The organism is Paraburkholderia bonniea, assembly GCF_009455625.1.
Classification (GTDB): Bacteria; Pseudomonadota; Gammaproteobacteria; order Burkholderiales; family Burkholderiaceae; genus Paraburkholderia; species Paraburkholderia bonniea.
The window spans coordinates 1931369-1955824 of sequence record NZ_QPEQ01000001.1; the positions used below are offsets into that span (position 1 = coordinate 1931369).

12 protein-coding genes and 1 pseudogene are annotated in these 24456 nt (G+C 62.2%); 1 reads left to right on the top strand and 12 read right to left on the bottom strand.

What is annotated here, in order from left to right:
• Positions 1-121 precede the first annotated feature (121 nt).
• The 9 genes from GH656_RS08405 to GH656_RS08445 form a co-directional block, all read right to left on the bottom strand.
• Entirely contained in the window at positions 122-7093 is a 6972-nt protein-coding gene (locus tag GH656_RS08405; protein WP_174769718.1) for an autotransporter-associated beta strand repeat-containing protein, read from the bottom strand.
• On the bottom strand, positions 7054-11208 hold the full coding sequence (locus GH656_RS08410; protein ID WP_153075458.1) for an autotransporter-associated beta strand repeat-containing protein: 4155 nt from the start codon (positions 11206-11208) through the stop codon (positions 7054-7056). The genes GH656_RS08405 and GH656_RS08410 overlap by 40 nt, the downstream gene beginning before the upstream one ends.
• An 816-nt stretch (positions 11209-12024) precedes the next feature.
• On the bottom strand, positions 12025-12798 hold the full coding sequence (locus GH656_RS08415; RefSeq protein WP_174769719.1) for an OmpA family protein: 774 nt from the start codon (positions 12796-12798) through the stop codon (positions 12025-12027).
• 487 nt (positions 12799-13285) lie between these two features.
• Positions 13286-13483 (bottom strand): hypothetical protein, encoded by a 198-nt coding sequence (locus tag GH656_RS08420; RefSeq protein ID WP_153075460.1) that lies wholly within the window; start codon positions 13481-13483, stop codon positions 13286-13288.
• 182 nt (positions 13484-13665) lie between these two features.
• The gene (locus GH656_RS08425) at positions 13666-14679 is read right to left on the bottom strand and encodes a proline racemase family protein (RefSeq protein ID WP_153075461.1); all 1014 of its coding nucleotides are present in this window, start codon (positions 14677-14679) and stop codon (positions 13666-13668) included.
• A 33-nt stretch (positions 14680-14712) separates the two neighbouring features.
• Positions 14713-15501, bottom strand: a complete 789-nt coding sequence (locus GH656_RS08430) for an ABC transporter permease (RefSeq protein ID WP_153075462.1) — start codon at positions 15499-15501, stop codon at positions 14713-14715.
• Positions 15498-16340 (bottom strand): ABC transporter permease, encoded by an 843-nt coding sequence (locus tag GH656_RS08435; protein WP_153075463.1) that lies wholly within the window; start codon positions 16338-16340, stop codon positions 15498-15500. The genes GH656_RS08430 and GH656_RS08435 overlap by 4 nt, the downstream gene beginning before the upstream one ends.
• On the bottom strand, positions 16337-17422 hold the full coding sequence (locus GH656_RS08440) for an ABC transporter ATP-binding protein (RefSeq protein WP_153075464.1): 1086 nt from the start codon (positions 17420-17422) through the stop codon (positions 16337-16339). The genes GH656_RS08435 and GH656_RS08440 overlap by 4 nt, the downstream gene beginning before the upstream one ends.
• Before the next feature lie 14 nt (positions 17423-17436).
• Positions 17437-18489 (bottom strand): ABC transporter substrate-binding protein, encoded by a 1053-nt coding sequence (locus GH656_RS08445; RefSeq protein ID WP_153075465.1) that lies wholly within the window; start codon positions 18487-18489, stop codon positions 17437-17439.
• Positions 18490-18595: 106 nt separating this feature from the next.
• Here GH656_RS08445 and GH656_RS08450 point away from each other — a divergent pair, with 106 nt between their 5' ends.
• On the top strand, positions 18596-19693 hold the full coding sequence (locus GH656_RS08450; RefSeq protein ID WP_153075466.1) for a GlxA family transcriptional regulator: 1098 nt from the start codon (positions 18596-18598) through the stop codon (positions 19691-19693).
• A gap of 406 nt (positions 19694-20099) precedes the next feature.
• On the opposite strand, the gene GH656_RS08455 is transcribed toward GH656_RS08450, so the two are convergent.
• The 3 genes and pseudogenes from GH656_RS08455 to GH656_RS08465 all read right to left on the bottom strand — a co-directional run bounded on the left by GH656_RS08455 (position 20100) and on the right by GH656_RS08465 (position 24222).
• Complete coding sequence (locus tag GH656_RS08455; RefSeq protein ID WP_153075467.1) at positions 20100-21605, bottom strand: c-type cytochrome; 1506 nt, start codon at positions 21603-21605, stop codon at positions 20100-20102.
• 14 nt (positions 21606-21619) lie between these two features.
• A pseudogene (locus GH656_RS08460) lies at positions 21620-23397 on the bottom strand (GMC family oxidoreductase).
• On the bottom strand, positions 23398-24222 hold the full coding sequence (locus tag GH656_RS08465) for a gluconate 2-dehydrogenase subunit 3 family protein (protein WP_153075468.1): 825 nt from the start codon (positions 24220-24222) through the stop codon (positions 23398-23400).
• Positions 24223-24456: the final 234 nt, after the last annotated feature.

Genomic DNA, 24456 nt, shown 5'->3' on the forward strand with positions numbered 1-24456 from the left:
AGCGCTGAAAATATCGATCTATCAAAACGCCCTATATGCCGTTCGCGCAACCCGGGTAAGGAATGCAGCACCCCCAAATGTGAGTTGCAGACGCCCGTCAAAACAGTTTTTCAACAGCCTGCTAGAACTTCCACAGCAAGCTGCCCTGGATCGCGTTGTCCCGATACCCGCTGCCGTACTGGCCGGCGTAGCTGAACCCGAGCGTCGCGGACTTGCCCATGCTGATATCCACGCCGAGTTCCAGCACCGCGCTGTCGCGTGCGAGCGGCACGCCGGCGATGCTAAAGGTAGTCGGGCTGCCGGTAAAGGCCATTCGTGCGGCCGGCGAGATAGCGCCAAACGCATGACGCCAGCCCACCATCGCGCGTGGCATCAGCGAGGTCCGGCTGTTCAACTCAAAGCGCGTTGCTGCGCGCACGCCAAGCGTCGAGTACGCCAGGTTCTGCGTATCGTCATCGCCAGTCAGCGCGGCGGCACCGCCATCTTCGGCAAAGCCGTTGGTGTGCAGCGCCACATAAGCCATTCCGGCGAATGGCTCAATGGCGACTGGCCCCAGCGCTGTCGCATAACCGGCTTCGCCAAACACCTGGGCGGTGCCTGCGCCGTAATTCGCCGAGGGGCTGCCGGAGAAGCCGCCGACATTCACGCTGCGGTTCACCTCCACCCGGTTCCATGAATACGCGGTGCCCATGCGCAACGCCACGGCATCGAGCTGCGCGCCGCCATACAGCGCGACGTGATAGCTGTCGATGGTGCTGGAGGCGTTGTTTTCGCTGGTATCGAAGGCGCTGCTGCTGACGCCGCTCGCCACCCCGATGCGCCAGGTTTCGTTGAGCGCGGTATCTGCGCCGACGATAAAGCCGGTGCTGCTGCGCTCCACGCTGGCGGCGTTGCCATCGCTGCCCAGCCGTCCTTGCGAGCCATAGGTTTGGCCCCAGACGCTGGTGACGCGTTGCGCGGTGCTGTTGCAGGCGGCGCTGGCGGCGCTGGCGGCCAGATCAGAAGCCAGCGCGCTCTTGCAGGCCGCCGCGCTCGCATTGAGTGCTGCCATCGGGCTGCTGGCGGAGGGGCTGGCTTGTCTCAGCCGATCCGTCACGGCATCGCGCAGATAGCGGCTGTCGTCGAGCATCACGCTTTTCGCGCTGGCGTGGATTTCGCCCGACAAGCTGTCAAACGCGTGCCGCGCGCTAGCCGCGTCGAGTGACAGCAGCGCGGTGTAGATCGGGTTATTGGTCGGCAGCCCAGCCAGCGAACCGGCAACGGCTCGCTGGTTGCGCGTCACGGCAATGTCCTGAAACATCGTGCCGTTCAACGCCAGCGTCAGGTACACGTTATTCGCGTCATAGCCGAGGCTCGGGGCGAGAAACGCGAGGTTCGAAGTGGTGCCGTCGAAGGTGCCGCTCAGGCCATGGGCGGCGCTCAGGATCGTATAGGTGCTGCTCGGTCCGTAGTTGCCGTTAGCAGCTAGCACCTGCACCGTGCCGCCGCTCAGGCTGGCCACGCCCGAGGCGTTAATCAGGTTGGCTGATGCGTTGGTTGATGCGTTGGCCGCCGTGTTGGCCGCCGTGTTGGCCGATGCATTCGTCTCCGGAGTCAGTGCTGGATTCACCATCACGTGCGCCACTGGCTGGTTCACGTGGAGCGCGCTGGCTTGCACCTGGTACACCGAACCCGGCGCGAAGCTGACGTTACCGGCCACCTTCAGTTGGATCGCCGGTGCGCCTAGCGCTGCGGTCCCACCGGCATTCACCGTGAGCCCGCCCACCGTGCCATTGCCGCCAAGCGTGCCGCCGCTATTCACCGTCACCGCTGAGTTCGCCGCTGCGCCGTCGATCACCAGCGTGCCTGCATTCACCGCGGTCGCGCCGGAGTACGAATTCACACCGCCGAAGATGGCCGTGCCGCGGCCTTCTTTCGTCACGCCAGCGTGGCCGCTGATTGCGCCGTCGAAACGCTGGTCGCTGGCGTCGCCAAAGCTCAGCGGGTTCGCGCCGAGCGCGAGTGAGCTGCCCGTGGCCCCCGCCAAAGAACGCACGCGGCTCAGATGGCCCGCCGAGACATCCAGCTTCGCGTCCTGGGCCAGATGCACTGCGCCGAGGGCAGCGAGGCTCGCGCCGTTACCCAGCACCAGCGTGCCTGCGGCTACGCCGAGGTCACCAGTAAAGGTGTTCGCACCGTTGAGCGTTTGCGTGCCGCTGCCTTGCTTCACGATGCCGCCGCTGCCGCTGATGCTGCCGTCGTACTGCTGGCTTGAGCTGTCGCCAAACGCCAGCGTGTTCGCACCCAGCGCAACCGATGTGTCCGCTACGCCGCTAAGCCGCGCAATGGTCTGGCTGCTTTGGCTGGCGGACAGGTCGAACGCGGTTGAGGCCTGCGCCAGGTTCACTGCGCTCTGTGCCGCCAGACGTCCATTCGCGCCCAGCGCCAGCGTGCCGCCGTTGATGGTCGCTACGCCGGAATAGGTGTTCGTGCCGTTGAGTGTTTGCGTGCCGCTGCCTTGCTTCACGATGCCGCCGCTGCCATCCATCGAGCCGCTAAAGCGCTGGCTGCTGCTGTCGCCAAATGTCAGCGTGTTGTGCCCGAGCACGACCTGGCTGCCCGCTTCGCCAGCGAAAGCACCCAGCGTGCTGTTGCCGCCCGCCGAAATATCGAAGCCCGTGCCGGCCGCGGCGAGCTTCAGCGCGCTGCCCGCCGCAAGGCTGCCGCCGCCCGCCAGCGCGAGTGTGCCTGCGCTGATGGTGGTGCCGCCGGTGTAGGTGTTCGCGCCGCTTAGCGCCTGCGTGCCCGCGCCTTGTTTCACCACGCCGCCGCTGCCGCTGATGCTGCCCGCGAACTGCTGGTTCGCGTTGTCGCCCAGCGCCAGCGTGTGCGCGCCGAGTTCCAGCTGAGTGCCGCCCGCGCCGCTTAATCCGCCGATGCTCTGGTTGCGGCCACTGTGCGCTATGTCGAACTTCGCGCCGGTCTGCTCAAGGTTCAGCGCGCCGGTGGCGGCAAGGCTTGCGTCAGCGCCTAGCGCCAGCGTGCCGTTACGCACCCTGGTGCCGCCGGTATAGGTGTTCGCGCCATTCAAGGTCTGAACCCCCGCGCCCTGTTTCAGGATGCCGCCGCTGCCGCTAATCACGCCATCGAAGTGCTGTGCCGTGGCGTCGCCAAAGCTCAGCGTGTTGCCGCCCAGCGCCACCTTGCTGTCCTTGACGCCCGTGAGCGCACCGATGGTTTGCGTGCTGTTGCCCGCGGCAAGATCAAACGTTGCGCTAGCGCTGGCGAGGTTCACCGCGCCGATGTCAGCGAGACTGCCGCCCGCGCCTAACGCCAGCGTGCCGTCGTTGATCACGGTGCCGCCGCTATAGGTGTTCTTGCCGGTTAGCGTCTGCTTGCCGCTGCCGTCCTTGACCAGCGCGCCGGTGCCCTCGATCACGCCAGCAAACGCCTGGTTGGCACCATCGTTCAGCGTCAGGGTATTCGTGCCCAATGCCACCTTGCTGCTCGCTGATCCCGCCAGCGAGCCGATGATCTGGCTCATTGCCCCGGCGATATCGAAGCGGGTGTTGGCACCGGCAAGATTCACCGCGCCGTTCTCTGCGAGCTTGCCGTTGCCGCTCAGGGCGAGCTTGCCTTCATTGACGATCGTGCCGCCGGTAAAGGTATTGGCGTCGGTCAGCGTGGCCGTGCCTGTGCCTTGCTTGACGATGCCGCCGTTGCCCTGAATCACGCCATCGAAATTTTGTGCTGTGGCGTCGCCAAAGCTCAGCGTGTTGCGGCCCAGCTCCACCTTGCTGCCCGTGACGCCGCTTAATGCGCCGATGCTGATGCCCTGGTTCGCTGTGCTAGCTGAAATATCGAAGGTGGTCTGGTTAGCCACGAGAATCACCGCGCCGCCGCCAGTCAGGGTGCCATCCGCGCCCAGCGCGAGTGTGCCGCCCTTGACCGTGGTACTGCCGGTATAAGAATTCGCGCCATTCAGGGTTTGCGTGTCAGCGCCTTCCTTGACGATGCTGCCTGTGCCAGCCATGCCGCCGTTGAAGGTCTGGTCTCCGGTGCCGCCCAGGGTCAGCTCGTTGCTGCCCAGCGCAATCGTGCTGCCCGCTTCGCCAACTAGCGAACCAATGGTTTGCAGGCCGCCCGCCGTCAGATCGAGTGTCGCGTTCGCACCAACCACCACCGTACTGCTGGCCGATAAACGCCCACCAGTGCCCACCACCAGCGTGCCCTCGTGAATCAGCGTGTCGCCGGTAAAGGTGCTGACGCCGGTGAAGGTTTCTTGACCCGTGCCTTTTTTGATGATGCCGCCGCTACCTTCGATCGAACCGGCAAACAGGTGATTGCCCGCATCGCCAAAGGTCAGCGTATTGCCGCCCAGCACCACCTTGCTGCCCGCAACGCCCTCCAGGCCGCCGATGGTCTGGTCAGCGCCCGCGCCTTGATGGCCGATATTGAACGCCGCGCTGCCACTCGTCAGGTTCACCGTGCCTTCCGCGGCGAGACTGCCCGTCGCGCTCAGCGTCAGCGTGCCGTCTTTGATGGTGGTGCCGCCGGTATAGGTGTTCGCGCCGCTTAGCGTTTGCTCGCCCGCCCCCTGTTTGACGATGCCGCCGTCACCGCTGATCTTGCCGCCGAAACTCTGGTCACTCGAATCCCCCAGCGTCAGCGTATTCGCGCCGAGCGTGACCTCACCGCCCGCGCCGCCCTTTAGCACGCCGATGATCTGATCGCCGCTGCTCGCGCCGATGTCGAATGTTGCGCCCGGACCCACGACGTTCACCGTGCTGCCTGTCGCCAGGCTGCCGCCACCGCCGAGCGACAGCGTGCCCTGGCTGATCGTGGTTTCGCCGGTGTAGGTGTTCGCGCCACTCAGCGTCTGCGTGCCCGCGCCTTGCTTGTCGATGCCCGCGCTGCCGCTGATCTCGCCGCCAAAGTCATGCGTGGCTCCAGCAGTGGTGTCGCCTAAGGTCAGCGTGTTGCTGCCCAGCTCGACCTTGCTGCCACCCACGCCTTCCAGAGCGCCAATGGCGCGGCCACCACCGCTGTTCGTAATGCTGAAGACCGCGCCGGTCGCGGCGAGGTTCACCGTGTTATTCGTGGCCAGCGTGCCGGTTGCGCCCAGCTCCAGCGTGCCGTTGTTGATGGTGGTGGTGCCGGTATAAGTGTTCGCGCCGTTCAGAGTCTGCGTGCTAGCGCCTTGCTTGACGATGCCGCCCGTGCCGCTGATCACGCCCGCAAAGCTCCGGTCAATACCGTTGCCGAAGCTCAGCGTATTAGCGCCCAGCGCGACCTTGCCCGTCCCATACAACGCACCGATGGTCTGGCTGCTGCCACCCGCGATGCTAAAAGTCGCATCGGCCGCCGCCACATTCACCGTGCCAGTGTCGGCTAGTGAACCACTGCCGCTCAGCGCCAGCGTGCCCCCGGAAATGGTGGTCTCACCGGTATAGCTATGTTTGCCGCTGAAAGTTTCGCTGCCCGTACCGACCTTGTTCACGCCGCCCCGGCCAGCGATATTGCCGTCATAGATCTGATCGGTCGCGTCACCGAGCGTCAGCGTCTCCGCGCTGAGCACGATCGTGCTGCCCGTTTCGCCAGTCAGTGCGCCGACGCTCTGTGTTCCAGTGGCGGCCGAGAGATCCAGCGTCGCGCCGTTGCCAACCCAGACCGTGCCCGTTTGCGATAAACGTCCCGTCGCGCTCAGCGCGAGTGTGCCCTGCTTGACCCGGGTGTCACCGCTGTAGGAGCTCACGCCGCCAAAGGTCTGCGTGTAGTTACCCTCCTTGGTGACGCCGCCCGTGCCACTAATCACGCCGTTGAATACCTGGTCGGTCAGGGTTTTCAGCGTCAGCGTGTTGCCGCCCAGTACCACCAGGCCAGTCGGAGCGGAGCCACTCAGACCTCCGATGCGCTGAGCGCCATCGCTCGCGGAGATATCGAATATGGCAGGAGCCGCAGTGAAGCTCACTACCGATCTCTCGTCAAGACTACCGCTTGCGGCTAACGCCAGCCGGCCGCCAGCGAGGCTGGTTTTACCCGTGTAGGTATTGGCACCTGTCAGCGTTTGTGTCGCCGTGCCCCATTTGGTTATGCCGCCGCTGCCACTAATCACACCATCGAATACCGCACTGGACGCGCCCCCCAACGCCAGCGTGTTCGAGCCCAGCACGACCTCACTGTTGCTTACGCCGCTCAGCGCGGTAATCGACTGGCCTGCGGCACTAGCCGACATATCGAGCTTCGTGTTCTGGCCAGCGAGATTCAGCGTGCTGCCACTTGAAAGGCGCCCCGCTGCTGCCAGCGCAAGCGTGCCGTCATTGACGCTCAAGCTCCCGTTGTAGCTGTTCGCACCAGTGAGCGTTAGCGTGCCCGTCCCTGCCTTGACCAGATTCCCCGCACCGGTGATTAAACCCGCGAAGGTGTGATCGCTGCTGTCCTTGAGCGTGAGTGTTCCCGCAACCATCTGTACGGAACTGCTTGCCGAGCCAGTTAGCGAGCTGAAGGTCTGGTCCACGCTTGAGCCGAGAATCAGAGACGTATCGTTGCCAGCGAGGTTCACCGCGCTACCCGAAGCCAGTGAGCCGCTTCCCCCCAGCACGAGCGCGCCCTGATTGATGGTGGTGCCGCCGGTGTAGGTATTCGCGCTATTCAGGATTTGCTGGCCAGCGCCCTGTTTGACAATGCTGCCCGTGCCGTTAATCACACCTGAAACGCTACCGTTTGACTCCGAGCCAAACAGCAGCGTATTCGCGCCCAGCTCGATCTGGCTGCCCTCGGCACTGTTCAGGATGCCGATTGTTTTAGGCGTGTGACTGGCGGAGATGTCGAATACGGCCTGGCCGGTGGCCAGAAAAACGCTGCCCGTGGCAGCGAGACTCCCGCTTTCACCCAGCGCCAGCGTGCCTGCATTGACGGTGGTGCCGCCGGTATAGGTGTTCGCGCCGTTAAGGGTTTGCGTGCCCGCGCCTTGCTTGATGATGCCGCCACTGCCAGTAATAGCGCCGCTAAAGGTTTGCGACAGCGCATTGCCTAGTGCAAGCGTATTGCTGCCTAGCGCCACGGTGCTGCCGCTCACGCCCGCCAGTGCGCCGATGACTGGCGGTGTACCCAAAACTGCCGAGATATCGAACCTGGCTTGAGCGCTGATGTTGATGCTGCGTGCGGATGCAAGATTGCCGCTCCCCCCAGCGCAAGCGTGCCCTCAGTGATCTGCGCGTCGCCGGTAAAAGTACTCGTGCCATACAACGTGTCACTGCCCAAGCCTTTTTTGACGATACCGCCCGTGCCTGAAATCACTCCCCCGATGTTGTGATTGTTGCCATCGCCGAAGCTCAGCGTGTTGCCGCCCAGCACGATCTTGCTGCCCGTGCCAGCGCTTAATCCGCCGATGGTCTGGTCTGCACCAGCGCCATGGTTGTCGATGTCAAACACCGCGCTGGCGCTAATCAGATTCACCGTGCTTTCTGCGGCGAGGCTGCCCGTCGCGCTCAGCGTCAGCGTGCCACCGTTGATGGTGGTGCTGCCGGTATAGGTGTTCCTGCCATTCAGGATTTGCTCGCCCAAGCCGCGCTTGGTAATGCCGCCGTCACCGCTGATCTTGCCGTCGAAACTCTGGTCACTCGAATCCCCCAGCGTCAGCGTATTCGCGCCTAATGTGACCTCACCGCCCGCGCCGCCCTTTAGCATGCCGATGATCTGATCGCCGCTGCTCGCGCCGATGTCGAATGTTGCGCCCGGACCCACGACGTTCACCGTGCTGCCTGTCGCCAGGCTGCCGCCACCGCCGAGCGACAGCGTGCCCTGGCTGATCGTGGTTTCGCCGGTGTAGGTGTTCGCGCCACTCAGCGTCTGCGTGCCCGCGCCTTGCTTAACGATGCCCGCGCTGCCGCTAATCTCGCCGCCAAAGTCATGCGCGCTTCCAGTGGTGGTGTCGCCCAGTGTCAGCGTGTTGCTGCCCAGCAGCACCTTGCTGCCGCCCGCGCCTTCCAGAGCGCCAATGGCGCGGCCACCACCGCTGTTCGTAATGCTGAAGACCGCGCCGGTCGCGGCGAGGTTCACCGTGTTATTCGTGGCCAGCGTGCCGGTTGCGCCCAGCTCCAGCGTGCCGTTGTTGATGGTGGTCGTGCCGGTATAAGTGTTCGCGCCGTTCAGAGTCTGCGTGCCAGCGCCCTGCTTGACGATGCCGCCCGTGCTACCCGTGCCGCTCGTACCGCCAATCACGCCCGCGTAGGCCGAGTTGCTCGCATCGCCAAAACTCAGTGTGTTTGCCCCCAGCAGCACCTCGCTGCCCGTCACGCCACTCAGCTTGCCGATAGTCGGATTGCCGCCATTGCTGAAATCCAGCGAGGCACCGCTGCCCGCGAGATCCACTGCACCTGTCGTGGCCAGTTTCCCGTTGCCGCTCAGCGCCAGCGTGCCTACGTTAATGGTGGTGGCACCGGTGTAGTTGCTCGCGCCAGTCAGGGTCAGGATGCCCGCGCCTTGCTTGACAATGCCGCCCGTGCCGCTGATCGCGCCAGAAAATGACCGGGACGTGTTATTGCCACCCAGTTTTAATTGGGCAGCGCCCAGCATGACCTGGCCGTTACCGGTTAGCGAACCGATGGTCTGGTTGCCGCCAGCGCCAATATTGAATACCGCACCCGATCCGACTACGACATTGCCGCTTGCGCTCAGCGCACCACCACTGCCCAGCGCCAGCGTGCCCGCATTGATGGTGGTGTCGCCGGTATAGGTATTGAGCCCCGTCAGCATGACAGTCGAAAGGCCATTCTTGATGAGGCTGCCATTGCCGCTAATGACGCCACTCAGCGTCAACGCATTTGCCCCGCCTAGCCGAAGGGCCCCCCCCGAGCTGACGGCAAAGGCGTTGTTCAGTGTCACTGGCGCGCCGCTTTCTAACTGGCCTGCGGTGCTGCTCACATTCACTGCACCCGTGCCGAAAGCGGCGTTTGACCCCGCCACAATTTTTCCGCTAGTCCATGCGGTGCCGCCTGAATAAGTGTTGGCACCATTCAGCGTGAGCGTGGCGCTACCTGTTTTTGTCAGGCTGTAGCCGGTGCCTGAAATGACGCCACTCAATGCCATATCGGCCGTTCCGCCCAGCCCGAGGTTAGCCGTGAGTGCGATTGGGTTAGCCAGCATCACGCTGGTGTTGCTATCCAGCGTGGCATTGCCCGTCACCTGAAGTGCGCCGCCGCTCCCTAATGCGGTATTACTGCCCGCCACCAGCGTCCCTGCAGCCAGGGTGACACCGCCCGAAAACAGATTGTTGCCGCTCAGCGTCAACGTCCCATCCTGCGTATTAGCCAGGCCTCCCGCGCCACTAATGGTGCCGCTCAGCGTCAACGCGTTACTTCCGGCGCGCGCCAGAAAAACGGAGGGGGAACTCAGGTTGATGCTATTGACTATCTCCGTGCCAGCAGTACCGCCCAGCGAAGAAGAATTCGTCACCGTGATTGCGCCGCTACCCACCCCCCCAGAAAGACCCAGCATCAGCGTGCCGCCGGAAAGCGTCGTGCCGCCGGAATAGAGACTGTTGCCGTTCAGTATGAGTGTGCCGTCGCCATCTTTTGTCAGCCCCCCAGCCCCACTAATGGTGCCGGTCAACTCCAGCGTGTCGGTTGTGGCCCCAGGCACGCTCGTTGTCAGATTGGCATTCAGGTAAAACGTGTTGTTCAGCGACAGGCCTGTGGTGAAGGCCCCTAGGGAAGAATCGTTGTTTACCCAAACCTCGCCGACCCCAAGCGCGGTATTGCTACCCACCGAAAGGGTTGAATTATTCAGATACGTCCGGCCTGAATAGTTATTGTTCCCCGTGAGGATCACTTGCGTGCTGCCTATCGTGAGATCGCCCGAGCCGGAAACCACGCCAGACAACGTCACCGGGTACTGTCCCTGCACGATCAGACCGCCACCGCCCAGCGCGACATTGCCGCTCACGTTGGCCCCTGTCGGATCGCCCGCTTCAAGCGTGCCGCCATTTGCATTAATCGCGCCAGGCACGCCGCCGGCACCACCCGCCAACACCAGCACGCCATCATTCAGCGCGGTATCGGTGAACGGCGTCGTGCCGCTCAACGTCCAGGTGCCCCTGTAGACCAGCAGATGGCTGAAATTCTTGTAGATATCGGTCGATACCTGGCCCGTACCCACGGTTGGCGACGGATCCGCATTTTGCAGCTCCAGCGTGTTATTGCCCCCAGCGCCACCGTCCACCACGCCCGGCGCGGCGAAGCTCAGATTGACACCCGCTAGCCCGCTGAGTGCCTTGGTGCTCGTGCTACCGCCAGCACTGATGGTTGAACCCGTTACCGCGGTAAAAGTGTTGGCACCGCCGGCCCCCAGCGACACGCTGCCGTTAATCGTTCCTGCATTGAAAAACGTATTGCCCGAGGCCGAGCCTTCGAATGCCACCCGGCCGGTAATCACCCCGGGTCCCTGGTTGGCCATATGGACCTCGCCGCCCCCCTGGACGGCAACGACAGGTGCCTCGGAAGCCAGCCGTGCGGCCTCGCCGGCGACAGTCCTGGTATTCAAGGTGCCCCAATTAAAGATGGTGGTCGAGCCATTTGCCGCGTTGCCGGCATTCAGCGCCAGGCCGGTCAGCGTGCTCAACGTGCCGCCCCCAGCGCTATAACTCGCGCCGTTACTGCCCGTGATCGTTCTACCAGGGTTGTTGTTGATTAAGTGCGCACCCGCCATGCCAGGCGTGCCGATCACGACGGCAGTCGTGAGGGCATTTGGGCTGCCTGAACTGCCTACGGTAATCGTTCCATGGTTCTGCAGCGCAATATCGCGTCCCGACAGGTTCAACGCCGTTGTGCCGTTTCCAGCTGAAGGGCCGATGGTGCCAGAGCTGCTCACCGTCAATCTGTTCGCGTTGCTGCTAAAAGTGTTTACCGAGCCACTGCATGCAACGCTTATACCGTCCACGGGAGCGCTGGGCGTGCACGCTGCCCACGCCACTGGCGTGCCACCGGCGTAAAAAATCACCGTGACCAGCGCCAGCCCAAGCGGCTGGGCAAAACCAGCTCGCGCCGCCAGCTCAATGCCCTTGCTGCCGTTGCCACCTGCCTGCGCGCCACGCGCACCCATCACACCGTTGCGGCCACGCCTGAGCGCACGCTGCACGGAATGCCCCCGGCCACGGCCCTTCGCCAGCTCCGAAGCCACCACAAATGCGTGATGCACGCCGCTCCACACCACCCGATAGACCTTGCTCATTGCTCCTCCCGCCCATCCATTTTGTTTTGTTTTGTTTTGTTCAATACGCTGGCAGCGTTTGATTCCAGACGCGCGCGACCGTCATTCCGGTATGCGGACCCCGTCCGCCAGCCGATACGTTTTTGCTGTGGTGCGACACGCGCGCAGGCCTGCGCGCCGAGGCCGCGCCTGGGCGCAGCCTTCGGCACGCAGGCCCCAGGCGAGATGAAAAAGAAAAAGACAGAGGCAAAGGCGAAGGCAGCAGAAGCTGCCCCGCCCGCGCACGGGGCAGCCCATGCGCGCGGCAACCAGACGCGGGGTAAAGCTCGCTGGCGTGATGTGCTTGATGTGCGCTTGATGTGCTTCGATTTAATCGACGCGGCTGAACGGAACACCAACGCGGCTTACGCCGCGTCGCGCCGACGCAAACCGGTTGATGCTGGCGAACCACGAAAGTATTCGTGTCCACGATGCTTCGCTCCCCGACCGGCATGTTGTTCATGCTCACTCATGCTGTGATTCGCTCAAAGGTCGTTGAGCAGTCTGGATAGCAACGGTTGCTGTATCCAGCGGTCGATATGCCGCCTGAATAGCCTTTCAGTAACGTTGCACCAGAATTCGTTCCGTTTTTAATCAGTTATTTATTTAGCGGGTGACTGACGCAGCCAGGCCGCTGCGTCATAACAGGCGCGGCGGCTAGCCTGGAGGGAGGGGCAAGAAGAAAGAAAAAAACAGACGCTGGGCGCAGGCAAAGGCGCGGAGAGTCAGGCTGAGGGTTTGGTCTTTTTATGTCGTCGCGTGCCGTTTAAAACCGGATGACCTGCCACCCCGTTCACCTCACTCCTGAAACACCATCACATCTGCTCGCCGGTTGATGGCCCGGCCATGCGGTGTGTCGTTGCCTGCGATCGGTTCGGTATCGCTATGGCCCACCGCTTCCACGCGCTCGGGCGGCACGCCCGCAGCAAGCAAGATGCGCCTGACCTGCTCTGCGCGTTCGTCGGAAATCACCTGGTTGGAACCTGGCGGAGCGTTGGCCGTGGTCAGGCTATCGGTATGGCCTGTTACCCGGACTTTTGCCTGCACCCTGGCAATCTCCCGCCCAACCCTGGCAAGCAGGCCTCCGGCTGGTTCGTTAACCGTGACGAGGCCCGCCGGAAACATGTCCTTGATGCGCACCGTGAGCACCGTGCGCGCGACGTTTTCTTCCAGGCTTACCGTGCCCGCCTCAATCTCGCGTTGCAGCAGATGGTTGAGCTTTCTGGCCAGCACATCGACCGGTTGCGCCGCCTGTACCGCAGGAGGGGTGTAGCTCAAGCGTTCGTGGATGAATGCGCCAAGCAGGCCTGACAGCAGCGACAGCATCAGGCCAAGGGCAATCCAGATGGCTATCTTGCGCGCGGGTTTGACTGCGGCCTCACGCGTGCCCCATACATCGACCACCTGCCAGCGCGGCGGCAATGCTTCAAGCGTTGTCGTGGTGGTGCGGACAAGGGGATGAGCTGACGCATCCGGTACATCCGGCGTGTCCGGATCATCTTGCGTGTCCGGCAAATTCCGCGCATCCCGCCGATGGTCTGGCGGAACGGGCAGCTCGGTGGTTGACGTCATGGCCCTTCCTTCAGGAAATACGCATATGCAGACATATGCAGATACGCAGTGCGACCCACCTAGCCTCGAAGCCGCAAGCGGGCCCATCAACAGCCCTTCTACGCGGCAAGAACAGGCTTAAGCGCTGGCTACGCCTGAGGAAGCATTCATGACCTGTGCTTAACGCCAACCCAGGGCAAATAATTCTGTGCGGGATCTCACTGCCCAATGTTTAAAACTGCTAAACGGGAGTGCGTGACAATCTAACCGAAATTAGCAAAAGCACCTCAGGCAAATAAATTAAATTTCCCTATCAAATTCACTTCACACAGAAAATTAATGTCTTGCAGCGGGTATTTTTTATGCTTCTTCAGATCAGCAATGGCAAACCCGATTTATTTCGAGATAATAAAATCCAATGCTGCTGCCAGATTAAAACCGCATCGCCACGCCCCAGCCAAGCCCTGCCACACAACGCTCTGACTGAAATTCAAAGTGCTTGAATCAATCACCCCGCCAGCTTCATCGCGCACCGCCAAACTTTCATTTCAAACTCCCTTCCCAGCCCACCAGACTCGCCAGATACACACACCGGTTTCATTACAGACATAACCACACAGCGTGATTCACAGAAAAAATATTTGACTAAAAAATCAAGCTTAGGCACTACAACCGCCGATAAAAAAACACCCAGCGGAATGCTCATCCGCTGGGTGCATCATTACCACCACAAATCGCTAGCGCTGAATCTACACGCGTGACCCGGCCACATGAAGCAGGCGCTTCACGCGTTCAATGCCCTGGCTGAGGTCTACCGTCTGCTGCAGCAAATGCGTGCTGCCTGGCGTTTTGCTATGCGTGCCTTCGTGCTATCTCGTCTTGCTGCGCTCAGCGCACCAGGAACCCCGCGCCGACCGGATCATTGCGCTCAATGGTCCAGCGCGCCGTGCCGAGAATGCTCGCCGTGCCCTTCACCGAAGTGCGCACCGCATGCGTGCCGTTCAGGTCCACATTGCCCAGCAGACAGCCTTCGAAGGTGCCGCTGCCCAGCAGCCCTTCCGACAAAATCGGCTGATTCAGCTTGAGCTTGCCGCGCGCTTCGAACATCGCCAGCATCGCGCTGGTGCCCGTGCCGCCAGGCGAGCGATCCAGTTGCCCCGCGCTGAACACGTGCACGTTCTTGTAGAACGCCCCTTCAATCGTCGGCGAATGCCAGAACGTAATGAAGTTCAGATTGTTGATGTGAGCTTCGGTCGGATGCTGGATGCGCAATTGCTCCTTGATCTGGTCGCGCACCAGCAGGCCAAGACGTGACAGCTCGCTGCCGTTATCCGGCGAAATCCGCAACGCGCAACCCGAGAGATCGACGATGCCGAAGTAGTTGCCACCCCATGCCAGATCGGCTTTCAGGTCGCCATAACCCGGCAGGTGCACCGGAATATCCTGGGCCGCAACGTAGGCCGGCACGTTTTCGAAACGCGTCCACAACACCTTGTCACCTTCAGACGCCACATCGGCCACCACCAGACCCGCCGTGGTTTCAAAACGAATCCGCGTCATGCCGTTGGCCCCGCGCTGCACCAGCCCCAGCGCCACCATCGTCATCGCCACCGCAATCGTGCCGTGACCGCACATATGCGAGTACTCCGTGCCGTCGATATAAATCAGGCCCGCGTCAAATTCCTTGCTGGAAGGCGGCGTCAGAAACACGCCGAACATGTCCTTGTGGCCACGCGGTTCGCGCATCAGCGACTGGCGCAACCAGTCGTAATTGGCCTCAAGAAAGGCACGCTTTTCCAGAATCGTCGAACCCGCCGGATACGGAATGCCGCTGTGAACGATACAAAGGGGCTCCCCTTCGGTGTGGGTATAGATAACGTCGAACGTGTCCTGCTGGCGCATGATGGCAACTCCTCGTTGAAAATTAAAAGTGGGTTATTTCCGGTCGGACAACATATCGAGGCCAACCGTCAAATCGAGAATCGTGATCGCCACAACCGCTACCAGGATGGTCGCGCCCGATACTGCGGCGATCGTCGGATCAATCGTGTACTGCACGTAGTTAAAGAGCTTCACGGGAATCGTATTGAGGCTCGCGGTGGTGTTGAAAATCGACAGCTCAACGTTGATCCATGACGAGATGAAAGCGAAGATCGATCCCGTCACGATGCCTGGACGGATGCGCGGCAGCACCACCAGAAAAAACGTCGTCCATGGGTTGGCACCGAGATCCGCCGAGGCTTCTTCGAGCGCCCGCTGTTCCGGCGTCATCATCGACAGCGCAGAGCGCAGCACGAACGGCGCGACGATCACCGCATGTCCGATCAGCAGCGAAGTAAAGCTGCGGGTCAAGCCGAAGTACCCGCCGAACTGCAGCAGTGCTGCACCCAGCACGATGTGCGGCAACACCAGCGGGGCCATCAGCAGCGCACTCAGCGCACGTTTGCCAGGAAACGGATAGCGCGCCAGTGCCAGCGCAGCAGGTATCGTCAGCGCCAGCGCGGCAGCCGTGGCGGCCAGCGCCAGCAAGGTACTGGTGGTAAAGGCCGAGACATAGCTCGGGTCGGCCAGCATCACGTGATACCAGTGCAGAGTCCAGCCGCGCGGCGGGAAAGCCAGAAACTCGGTCGCCGTCAGCGAGCTGCCAACGATCACCACCAGCGGCAGCACTACGTACCCCAGCACCAACCATGACACCAGACGAATCGACAGGCGCGCGATCATCGGCTCCCTCCGCGAATTTCTCCGACGCGGCCTGCTAATGCCACCATCGCCAGCGTGAAAACCAGCAGCACGATGCTCAGTGCGCCGCCATAGTTGAAATCAAAGGTCGCGCTGTACTGCTGGAAGATCAGCATCGACAGCACGGTGACGCGGCCACCGGAAAGCAGCGCGGGGGTGACGTAGGCGCTCACGGCCAGCGTGAACACCATGATCGAACCCGCCACCACTCCTGGCAGCGTCAGCGGCAGCGTGACGTGACGGAAGGTTTGCGCGGGGCTCGCGCCCAGGTCGGCCGAGGCTTGCTCCACCGCCGGATCGACTTGCGCCAGCGCATTGCCCACCGCCAGCACCACGAACGGCAGCAGCACGTACACCATCCCGATCAGAATCCCAAGCTCAGTGCCGAGAAAGCGCATGGGCTTGTCAATCGCGCCGCTAGCCAGCAGGGTCTGGTTCACGAGGCCATTGCGGCCCAGCAGAATCATCCAGCCGAACGAGCGCACGATATTGCTGGTCAGCATCGGCACCACTAGCAAGATCACGCAGACGCGCCGCCAGGTCCGCCAGCGCACCACCCGCACCAGGTACCACGCCAGCGGATAGCCCAGCACCAGGCACACCAGCGTGCTCAGACAGGCGAGACGAAAGGTGACGATGATTACGTCCCAGTGATATTGGTCGGCCAGCACATGGAGGTAATTCGCCAGCGTCAGCCCCGCACCATTCGCACTGCTCAAACTAGCCAGCAGCACCACTGCGAGCGGCGCGACAAAGAACGCGGCGAAAAACGCCAGCGGTGCCGCAAGCATCATCAGCGGGGTCAGCGTGGCGGGCTTCATGCCGTCTCTCCGAGCAAATGCAGCGCCGCAGGCGCAAAGCCGAGCCGCACCGCGCTGCCTTTGCGCACCTCCGCGCCAGGCAGGCCCATCACTCGCGCCACCAGCCGCTGGCCACCCGCATCGACATGCAGCATCGTGTGGCTGCCCACGCTCACCACCTCTGCCAGCGTCGCACTAAAACTGCACAGCCCACGCTCGTCCAGCGCGCTGCCGTGGCCATGGCTATCCAGCAGTTGCAATTGCTCAGGGCGCAGCACGGCAATCCCTTGCGCGGGCACGTCAACCCGTGGCAGCGGCAACACCGCTGGCAACAGCCCCGGCAGCGCCAGCGCGAAGCCGCCCGCCACAGTCCGGAACGGCAGCAAGTTGGCTTCACCGATGAATTCGGTGACAAAGCGTGTCGCTGGCGCGCGGTAAATTTCCGTCCCCGCGCCGACCTGCTCGATACGTCCCGCGTTCATCACGACGATGCGGTCCGCCATCGTCATCGCCTCTTCCTGGTCGTGCGTCACAAACACAAACGCAATGCCCAGCTTTTCCTGCAGATGCTTGAGCTCCAGTTGCATGCGCCGCCGCAGCTTCATATCGAGCGCCGACAACGGCTCGTCGAGCAGCAGCAGCTTGGGCCGGTTGACGATGGCCCGCGCCAGCGCCACGCGCTGCTGCTGGCCACCGGACATCTCACGCGGATAACGCGCCCCCAGTGCTTCGAGCCCGACCATTTCCAGCGCGCCCTGGGCCCGCGCCGCCGCCTCGCGGCGCGACACACCCTGACGCCGCGGGCCGTAAGCCACGTTCTCCAGCACGCTCATATGCGCAAACAATGCGTAGTTCTGGAACACCGTATTCAGCGGACGCCGGTACGGCGGCAAGTGCGTCACATCCTCGCCATCAATCACGATGCGGCCACGATCCGGCGTCATAAACCCAGCGATCGCGCGCAACAAAGTGGTCTTGCCACATCCGCTCGGCCCCAGCAGCGCGATGAACTCGCCCTGGCGGATGTCGAGACTGATCTGGTCGAGCGCCGTGTACGCGCCAAAACGCTTGCACACGGCATCGAGAGTCAATAGAGCAGGCATCGCAGCGATCCGGTTCAACGCTTGTTGGCCACTTGGCGGTTCCACGCGGCGGTGATTTCCGCGCGGCGGGCATTAATCGCGCTCCAGTCAAACAGCTTCAAGCTGTTGACCGAACCCGACGCGCCCCACGGCAGCTTGCGCGACACCTCAGCAGGCAGCGTTACCCCAGCGACCGCAGGCCCGAGATACAGCTTGGTCGCCAGACAAGTCGCGGCAGCGGGCGTGAGGGCGGAATTGATGAATTGCTCGGCGGCGGCCTTGTTGCGTGAACCCTTCACCAGATGCAGCCGGGCATCGGTAGCCCAAGCCCCTTCCTTCGGCACCACGAAGCCCAGCGGCACCCCCTTGTCGATCAAATCCCAGGCACCCACGTTGAAATGCGCGCCAATCACCGCTTCGCCGCTCTGGAATGCATTGGAGGCCGCACCCGAGCTATCGAAGAACAAGGCGGTATCGAGCGCGGCCAGCTTGGCGTAGACCGGCTCAAGGCTGGCCGGATTGACGCCCCAGACCTGGGCGAGGAACACCACGAACGGCACCCCGGCGGAATTCGCGGGCGATGGCACGGTCACGGCTCCAGCGTAGGCTGGGTTCCACAAGTCTTTCCAGCTGGTCGGTACCGTCTTCACCGCCTTGGTGCTGTAGGTCAAACCCAGCGAGTAGTACCCCGAGCTCACCGCATAGGTGGTCGCGCCATTGCGGTACACCGCTTGCGGCAGCATGTTTTTCAGGTTGGGAAGCGCCGCCGCATCGAGGTTATCGACCACCCCTGCCTGATAAGCCAGTTCGCTGATGCCGCCATCCATCCACGCGACATCGACGCTCGGCGCATTTTTCTGCTGTTGCAGCTTAGCCAGCGTGGTGGTCGACGTGCCCAGTTCAGGCGTAACGGCGATCCCGGTCGCCTTGGTGAACGGCTCAGCGACACAGCTGCGAAATGCATCGCCCCAGTTGCCGCCATACATGGCGACCGTCAACCGTGGCGTTTGCGCCTGCACCCCGAGCGCTGCGAGCGTGCCAGCCAGCGCGAGAGTGGCCTTGATCGTGTTGCGATTTCTGAGCTTCATGTCGTCCCCCTGATAAGTTGGCCAAGTCCTGACCACCCCTGCATCTTGCGCGTCGTCCGGCTGGACGAGCTTGCAAGCCGGGGTCAAAAAATTGAATAATTGCGTCATGCAACCAACGCCCCCTACCCCCGCCAAAACCCTTATTCCATCAAGCCCAGAGACTATCTCGAAATCGGGTAAACCCGCTCTGTCTGTCGGTTTTATTCTGTTGCACCAGTTCACCCTGGCCGCCTTCGCCGGGCTGCTGGACGTGCTGCGGCTGGCAGCGGACCACGGCGGCCGCAGCCGGCAGATTCACACTCGCTGGCGGGTATTGAGCATGGATGGTTTGCCGCGCACCTCAAGCGCTGGTGCCATCGTGACGGTTGATGGCGGCTTGCCTGATGATCCAGCGCAGTTCGATTACATCGCTGTGTGTGGCGGCAACGACTACCCCAACACCTATCTGCCACCGCAACTGCGTGACTGGCTGCGCGACGCGAGCGCGCGTCACGTGCGGATGCTAGGCATTTGCACCGGCACCTTCGCGCTGGCGCAAGCCGACTTGATCGGCAGCCGCGCGGTGTGCGTGCACTGGAACGTGCTGGATGCGTTTCGCACGCGCTATCCGCAGGCCCGCGCGGTGGTGGATCACCTGTTCGTCGATGAAGGGGATGTGATTACCTGCGCTGGCTCGACTGCGGCGATTGATCTGGGGCTGTACCTGGTTGCGCGGCACTGCGGCCGGGCAGAAGCACAACAGGTGGTACGGCACATGATGCTGCAAGGCATCCGCCCGGCGAAGCTGCCGCAGGCGCATTTTTACGCCGACCTGATGCATATCAAGGACATCCGGGTGCGCCAGGCAGCGCATTTCATCGAGCAGCGCATCGACAACCCGCCCACGCTGGATGCGATTGCACGCTATGTCGGCGTTGGGCGGCGTCAGCTTGAGCGGGCTTTTCACGAAGCGCTAGGGCTCTCGCCAATGGCGTTTCTGCGCTCGTTACGGCTGGAATATGGTTGCTGGCTGCTGTTGAATAACCCGCCTGGCGTGACGCAGATTACGCAGATCGCACTGGACTGCGGCTTTGCGGATGGCGCGCATTTTTCGCGGGATTTCCGCGCGAAGTATGGCGTGTCGCCACGTGAATTTCAGCGCCAGGGCGGCGCGCGCGTGGCGCTTGAGGTGGATGCCATGGAGGGGGATGGCGTGCGCCCTTAGCCTGAATTGAAACCGCCAGACACTCGGCCTTGAGCAACGCCTGGCGGCTGATCTTTCTCGCCATGGCTGTTTTGGCTGTTTTGGCTGTTTTGGCTGCCATGGGCCGCTAACGCCCTTAGCCCGGCTTTAAGCGCCTGACCGGCACCCAAACCACGGTGTTTTTTCTGAAAAAGGCCTAAGCCGAGTGGGTCCCTGGCTTTATCGCTGATCGCTGATCGCTGACGCATGCGAAACAGTATCGCCATTGCTGGATTACTGGCAGGTACGACAGGTGCTGCAGATAGATCCCATCGCAAACGCCAGCCCCAACGCTACGAGCCCCACCCTAACCGAGCGGCCTCATCAACCAGGCCCAGCGTTGCGCCACGCAGCAAAACACGTAGCGCAACGCCTTTCCGCCTACAACCTATTCGCGCGCAGGCTGCGGCGCAGGCGGCTTACTGACATCCAGCACCGCTGCCGCACCCGTTTGCCGGCGAACTTTGGCGACGGTTGCTGCATCCACCGGTGCCGCGTGATTGCCCCAGTTGCTACGGATGAAGCTCAGCACATCGGCCACTTGCTGGTCCGTCAGACGCCAGGCGAAATCCGGCATGGCTAACGGTGCCGGTGCCAGCGCGGCCGACGGCATTCTCGAACCTGTCAGCACAAGATGAATCAGCGAAGTCGGATCGGACGAACTGATCACAGGATTGCCGGTGAGCGCCGGGAACGTGCGCGGTGCGCCAGTGCCGTCAGAGCGATGGCAGGCATTGCAGTTGTCCAGATAGACCCGTGCGCCCCGCGCGCTCAAATCACCTTGACGCAACGCATAGGTGGCAGCATCCGGAGCCGCTGGCGGGCTGGGCGGCTGGGCTGCCGCAGGAGCAGCACGAACCGCGCCCGGCAGGCTCTTCAGATACTCCGCCATCGCCTCCAGATCGGCATCGCTCAAATACTGCGTGCTGTCACCGACGACTTCGGTCATCGCGCCAAACGCAGCGGAATGCGCAGTGCGGCCGGTTTTCAGAAACGCAGCGATATCCGCTTTAGACCACCCCGCCAGCCCGCTGCGAATATCCCCAGCGAGCGTCGGCGCATTCCAGCCGCCTAGCGTTGCACCACCGAGATACGGGCCACCGCCCCGTTCGCTAAAAGCTTTTTCCTGACCCGTCACGCCGTGCGGCGTATGACACGCGCCGCAGTGCCCGAGGCCTTCGATCAGATACGCGCCACGATTCCATTCCGCGCTTTTGGACGGGTTGTACCTGTAGCTGCCCTTGCCTTTGAGAAAGAGCAGGTTCCAGCCGATCATCAGCGGGCGGATATTGAACGGAAACTTCAGCCCATTCGGCTGGTTCGCCTGCTGCACCGCTGACACGCCGCGCGTGAAATACGCGTACAGCGCCTGCATGTCGTCATGCGAAAGAATCCGGTACGACGGATAAGGCATCGCGGGATACAGGTTGCCCGAGTGCTTCGACACGCCATCACGCACTGCGCGGTCGAAATCCTCGAAGGTGTAATCGCCAATGCCGGTGGTTTTGTCTGGCGTGATGTTGGACGAATAGATCGTGCCGAACGGAGTATCAATCGGCAGCCCGCCGGCGAACGGGCGGCCGCCAGCCGCTGTGTGGCACGCAATGCAGTCGCCCGCGCGCGCCAGATACGCACCGCGATGCACCTGCGGATCTTTCTGCGTGTGGGGTAACGGTGCCTGGACAGGTGCCGCTGCGGTGGTGGTTGCAACGGCGGTGGCTGGCCGGGCGGCTGCGGTTGAGGTGGTTGATACCGCTGATGCATTCGATACCGCCGATGGAATAACCGTAGCAGCCGCCGTAGCCGCGCCAAACGTAGCAGCAAGCAGCCACGCCACAGCCGTGAGCCCAGCGCGAAGCCCTGGGCGAGCGATAAATCGTGAGGAAGTTTTCATAGTCAGCGCCCAGGTCAGGTAGTCATCAGCACGCCGGGGTTTTTCAGGTACTGCGTGCGGATCGCATGAGCGGCCCAGTACGCCAGCGCCCCCACGGTGCCAGTCGGGTTGTACGAGAAGTTCTGCGGGAAAGCGCTCGCGCCAAGCACGAAAACATTCGGTACATCCCAGCTTTGCAGGTACTTGTTGACCACACTCGAATCAGGCCGGCTGCCCATGATCGCGCCGCCGGTGGTGTGCGTGCTCTGGTAAGGACGCACGTCGTAATGGTCGCCAAACTGCATGGTGTGGATCGACATCTGTTTGGGTTTCATCGCGCGGCCAACGAGCGCGGCCTGGTTAGTGGTGTACTGCGTCATGCGGATATCGTTGTCTTTCCAGTCGAAGGTCATGCGCAGCAGCGGCAGGCCGTGCGCGTCGCGGTAGGTCGGATCGAGGTCGAGGAAGTTGTCGCGGTAAGACATCACCGAGCCCTCGGTGCCAATTCTCATCGAGTGCAAGTAGTGCTCTTTCATCGCGTTTTTCCAGCCAGTGCCCCACGTTGGCGTGCCAGGTGGCAGCACCGCTTGCTGGATCGGGCGGCCCCCGTGACGTTGACCGAGGTGTACGCCCCGCCAATGAAGTTCAGCGGACCGTGATCGAAGTTGTCGCCGTTGAATTCATCGAGCGCCTGGCCGCCCGCGCCTGAGCCGATGAACGGGTTGAGGTGCACGTCCTGATCGAAGAACAGCGAAACACCGCCATTCATCTGGTATGCGTAGTTTTTCCCCACCGTGCCCCGGCCGGTTTTCGGATCGTAGGGCTGGCCGATCTTCGACAGCAGCAGCAAGCGCACGTTATGGAACTGGTAAGCCGACAGCACGACCAGCTCCGCAGGCTGTTCGACTTCGCGCCCCTGCGCATCAATGTAGGTCACGCCCGTGGCTTTTTTCCCAGTCGAATCGAGGTTCACGCGTGTCACATAGGCTTGTGTACGCAGCTCGAAATTCGGCTTTTTCATCAAGGCCGGAATGATGGTGGTTTGCGGTGCCGCCTTGGCGTACATGTAGCAGCCAAAACGCTCACAAAAGCCGCAGAAATTGCACGGGCCAAGCTGCATCCCGTAAGGATTGGTATAGGCCGCCGAGGCATTCGAGGCCGGCACCGCAAACGGCTTGTAGCCCAGCGAGCGCGCCGCATCAGCAAACATCGCCGCAGGCAGGTTATCGGTGAGCGGTGCCAGCGGATAGTCACGCGCGCGCGGGCTTTCGAATGGATTGCCACCGGCGATGATCTTGCCTTGCAGATTGCCCGCCTTGCCCGACACCCCGCAGACATACTCGAACTTGTCGTAGAACGGTTCGAGCTCGTCATAAGTGACACCCCAGTCCTGGATGGTCATATCCGGCGGAATGAATTTTTTGCCGTAGCGCGCTTCGTAGTGACTGCGAATCGTTAAATCAGTGGCAGTCGCACGCCAGTGCATGCCGTTCCAGTGCACTCCGGCACCGCCCACGCCATTACCAGGCACAAACGAGCCGATCTGACGGTATGGCAGCGCATCGCCCTGCGGCGTGTGGCGCACGGTGACGGTTTCGCCTGCGAGGTTTTGCATCAGCTTGTAGCGCACCGCATACGAGAGTTCGTCAGCGATCTTCGGATAGGCGAAATCCGGGTAGGTGTCACGAGCCGGACCCCGCTCAAGCGCGACGACATTCAGACCGGCTTCGGCGAGTTCCATCGCCATGATCGCGCCGGTCCAGCCGAAGCCGACGAGCACCGCATCAACGGGTTTTTTTCTGATGGCTGACATTTACTGCTCCTTGCCCAGAATGCTGACTGGGCTATACGGGTAAGGTTGGTTTTTGCCGACGAACTCAAGAAAGTCAGCACGGGCCCCAGGAAAGCCGATCATCTTCCAGCTCTCCGCGTCTTTATTGCCGCCATGCATCGGGTCAGCCAGATAGCCTTCGATGGTGTTTTCACGCAGAAAATCGAAGAAGGTTTTGCCATCGACGTCATCGAACTTCAGCTTGCTGTCATCAAGCTGCTGCAACACCGTGTCCTGGACAGCCGCTGGCAGTGCGGCAAATGGCTGGCCATGCTGGGCAACGCAGTAGCGATTGGTGGCGGCGATGCCCAGGCGGTAGACCTCACGCGGCGTGAGCCGCGACTGATAGCCGAACAACGGACTGGCTTCGCGGTACGGGCCTTGCATATACCAGCGCGCGGCATGGCCAAATTCGCCTTCCATCTGGGTGTCGATAAACGTTGGCACGTTGAGTTCGAGCGCACCAGGGCCGTTGTGATCGGCCGGTACCAGCCGCGCCACGGCAGCACGCACAAAGCGCCATTCGTCATCGCTGAAATAGCGTGGCGAGTGGACCGTGTCGGGCACTTCAGGCGCACCCGAGGGTGTGCGTGACGGCGCAGCCGCAGCGGCAGACCCGGAAGCGGCAGGCCGTGAGTCACAAGCGCTCAGCCCAGTGGCCAGCGGCAACAGCGCCGCCGAGCGCGTGATAAACCAGCGCCGGGCGCTGGACGCCGCAGCCGGGGTTTGCGCTGCAGCGGGCGTCGCGGATACGTCAGACAAGCCGGAGGAATCAGATACAGCAGGAGGGACGGATGATTTTTTCATGGGGATGCATTTGCAAGTTATCCGGAAAACACGCACGAAGCGGTTCAGCGTGAGCCCAAACTGGCACGCCGCGAAAACGGGAGATTCATCGTGTGATCCGAAAGTAAAGCGGGCCGTGCTTGAAAAACGCTGACCAAATGCGCGGGCCAAATACCCAGACCAGATACCGGGAGACAACCAGAGACCGGAAACAACCAGAAAGCGTCCGGACAGGCACGCCAGGGAGGAGGGACA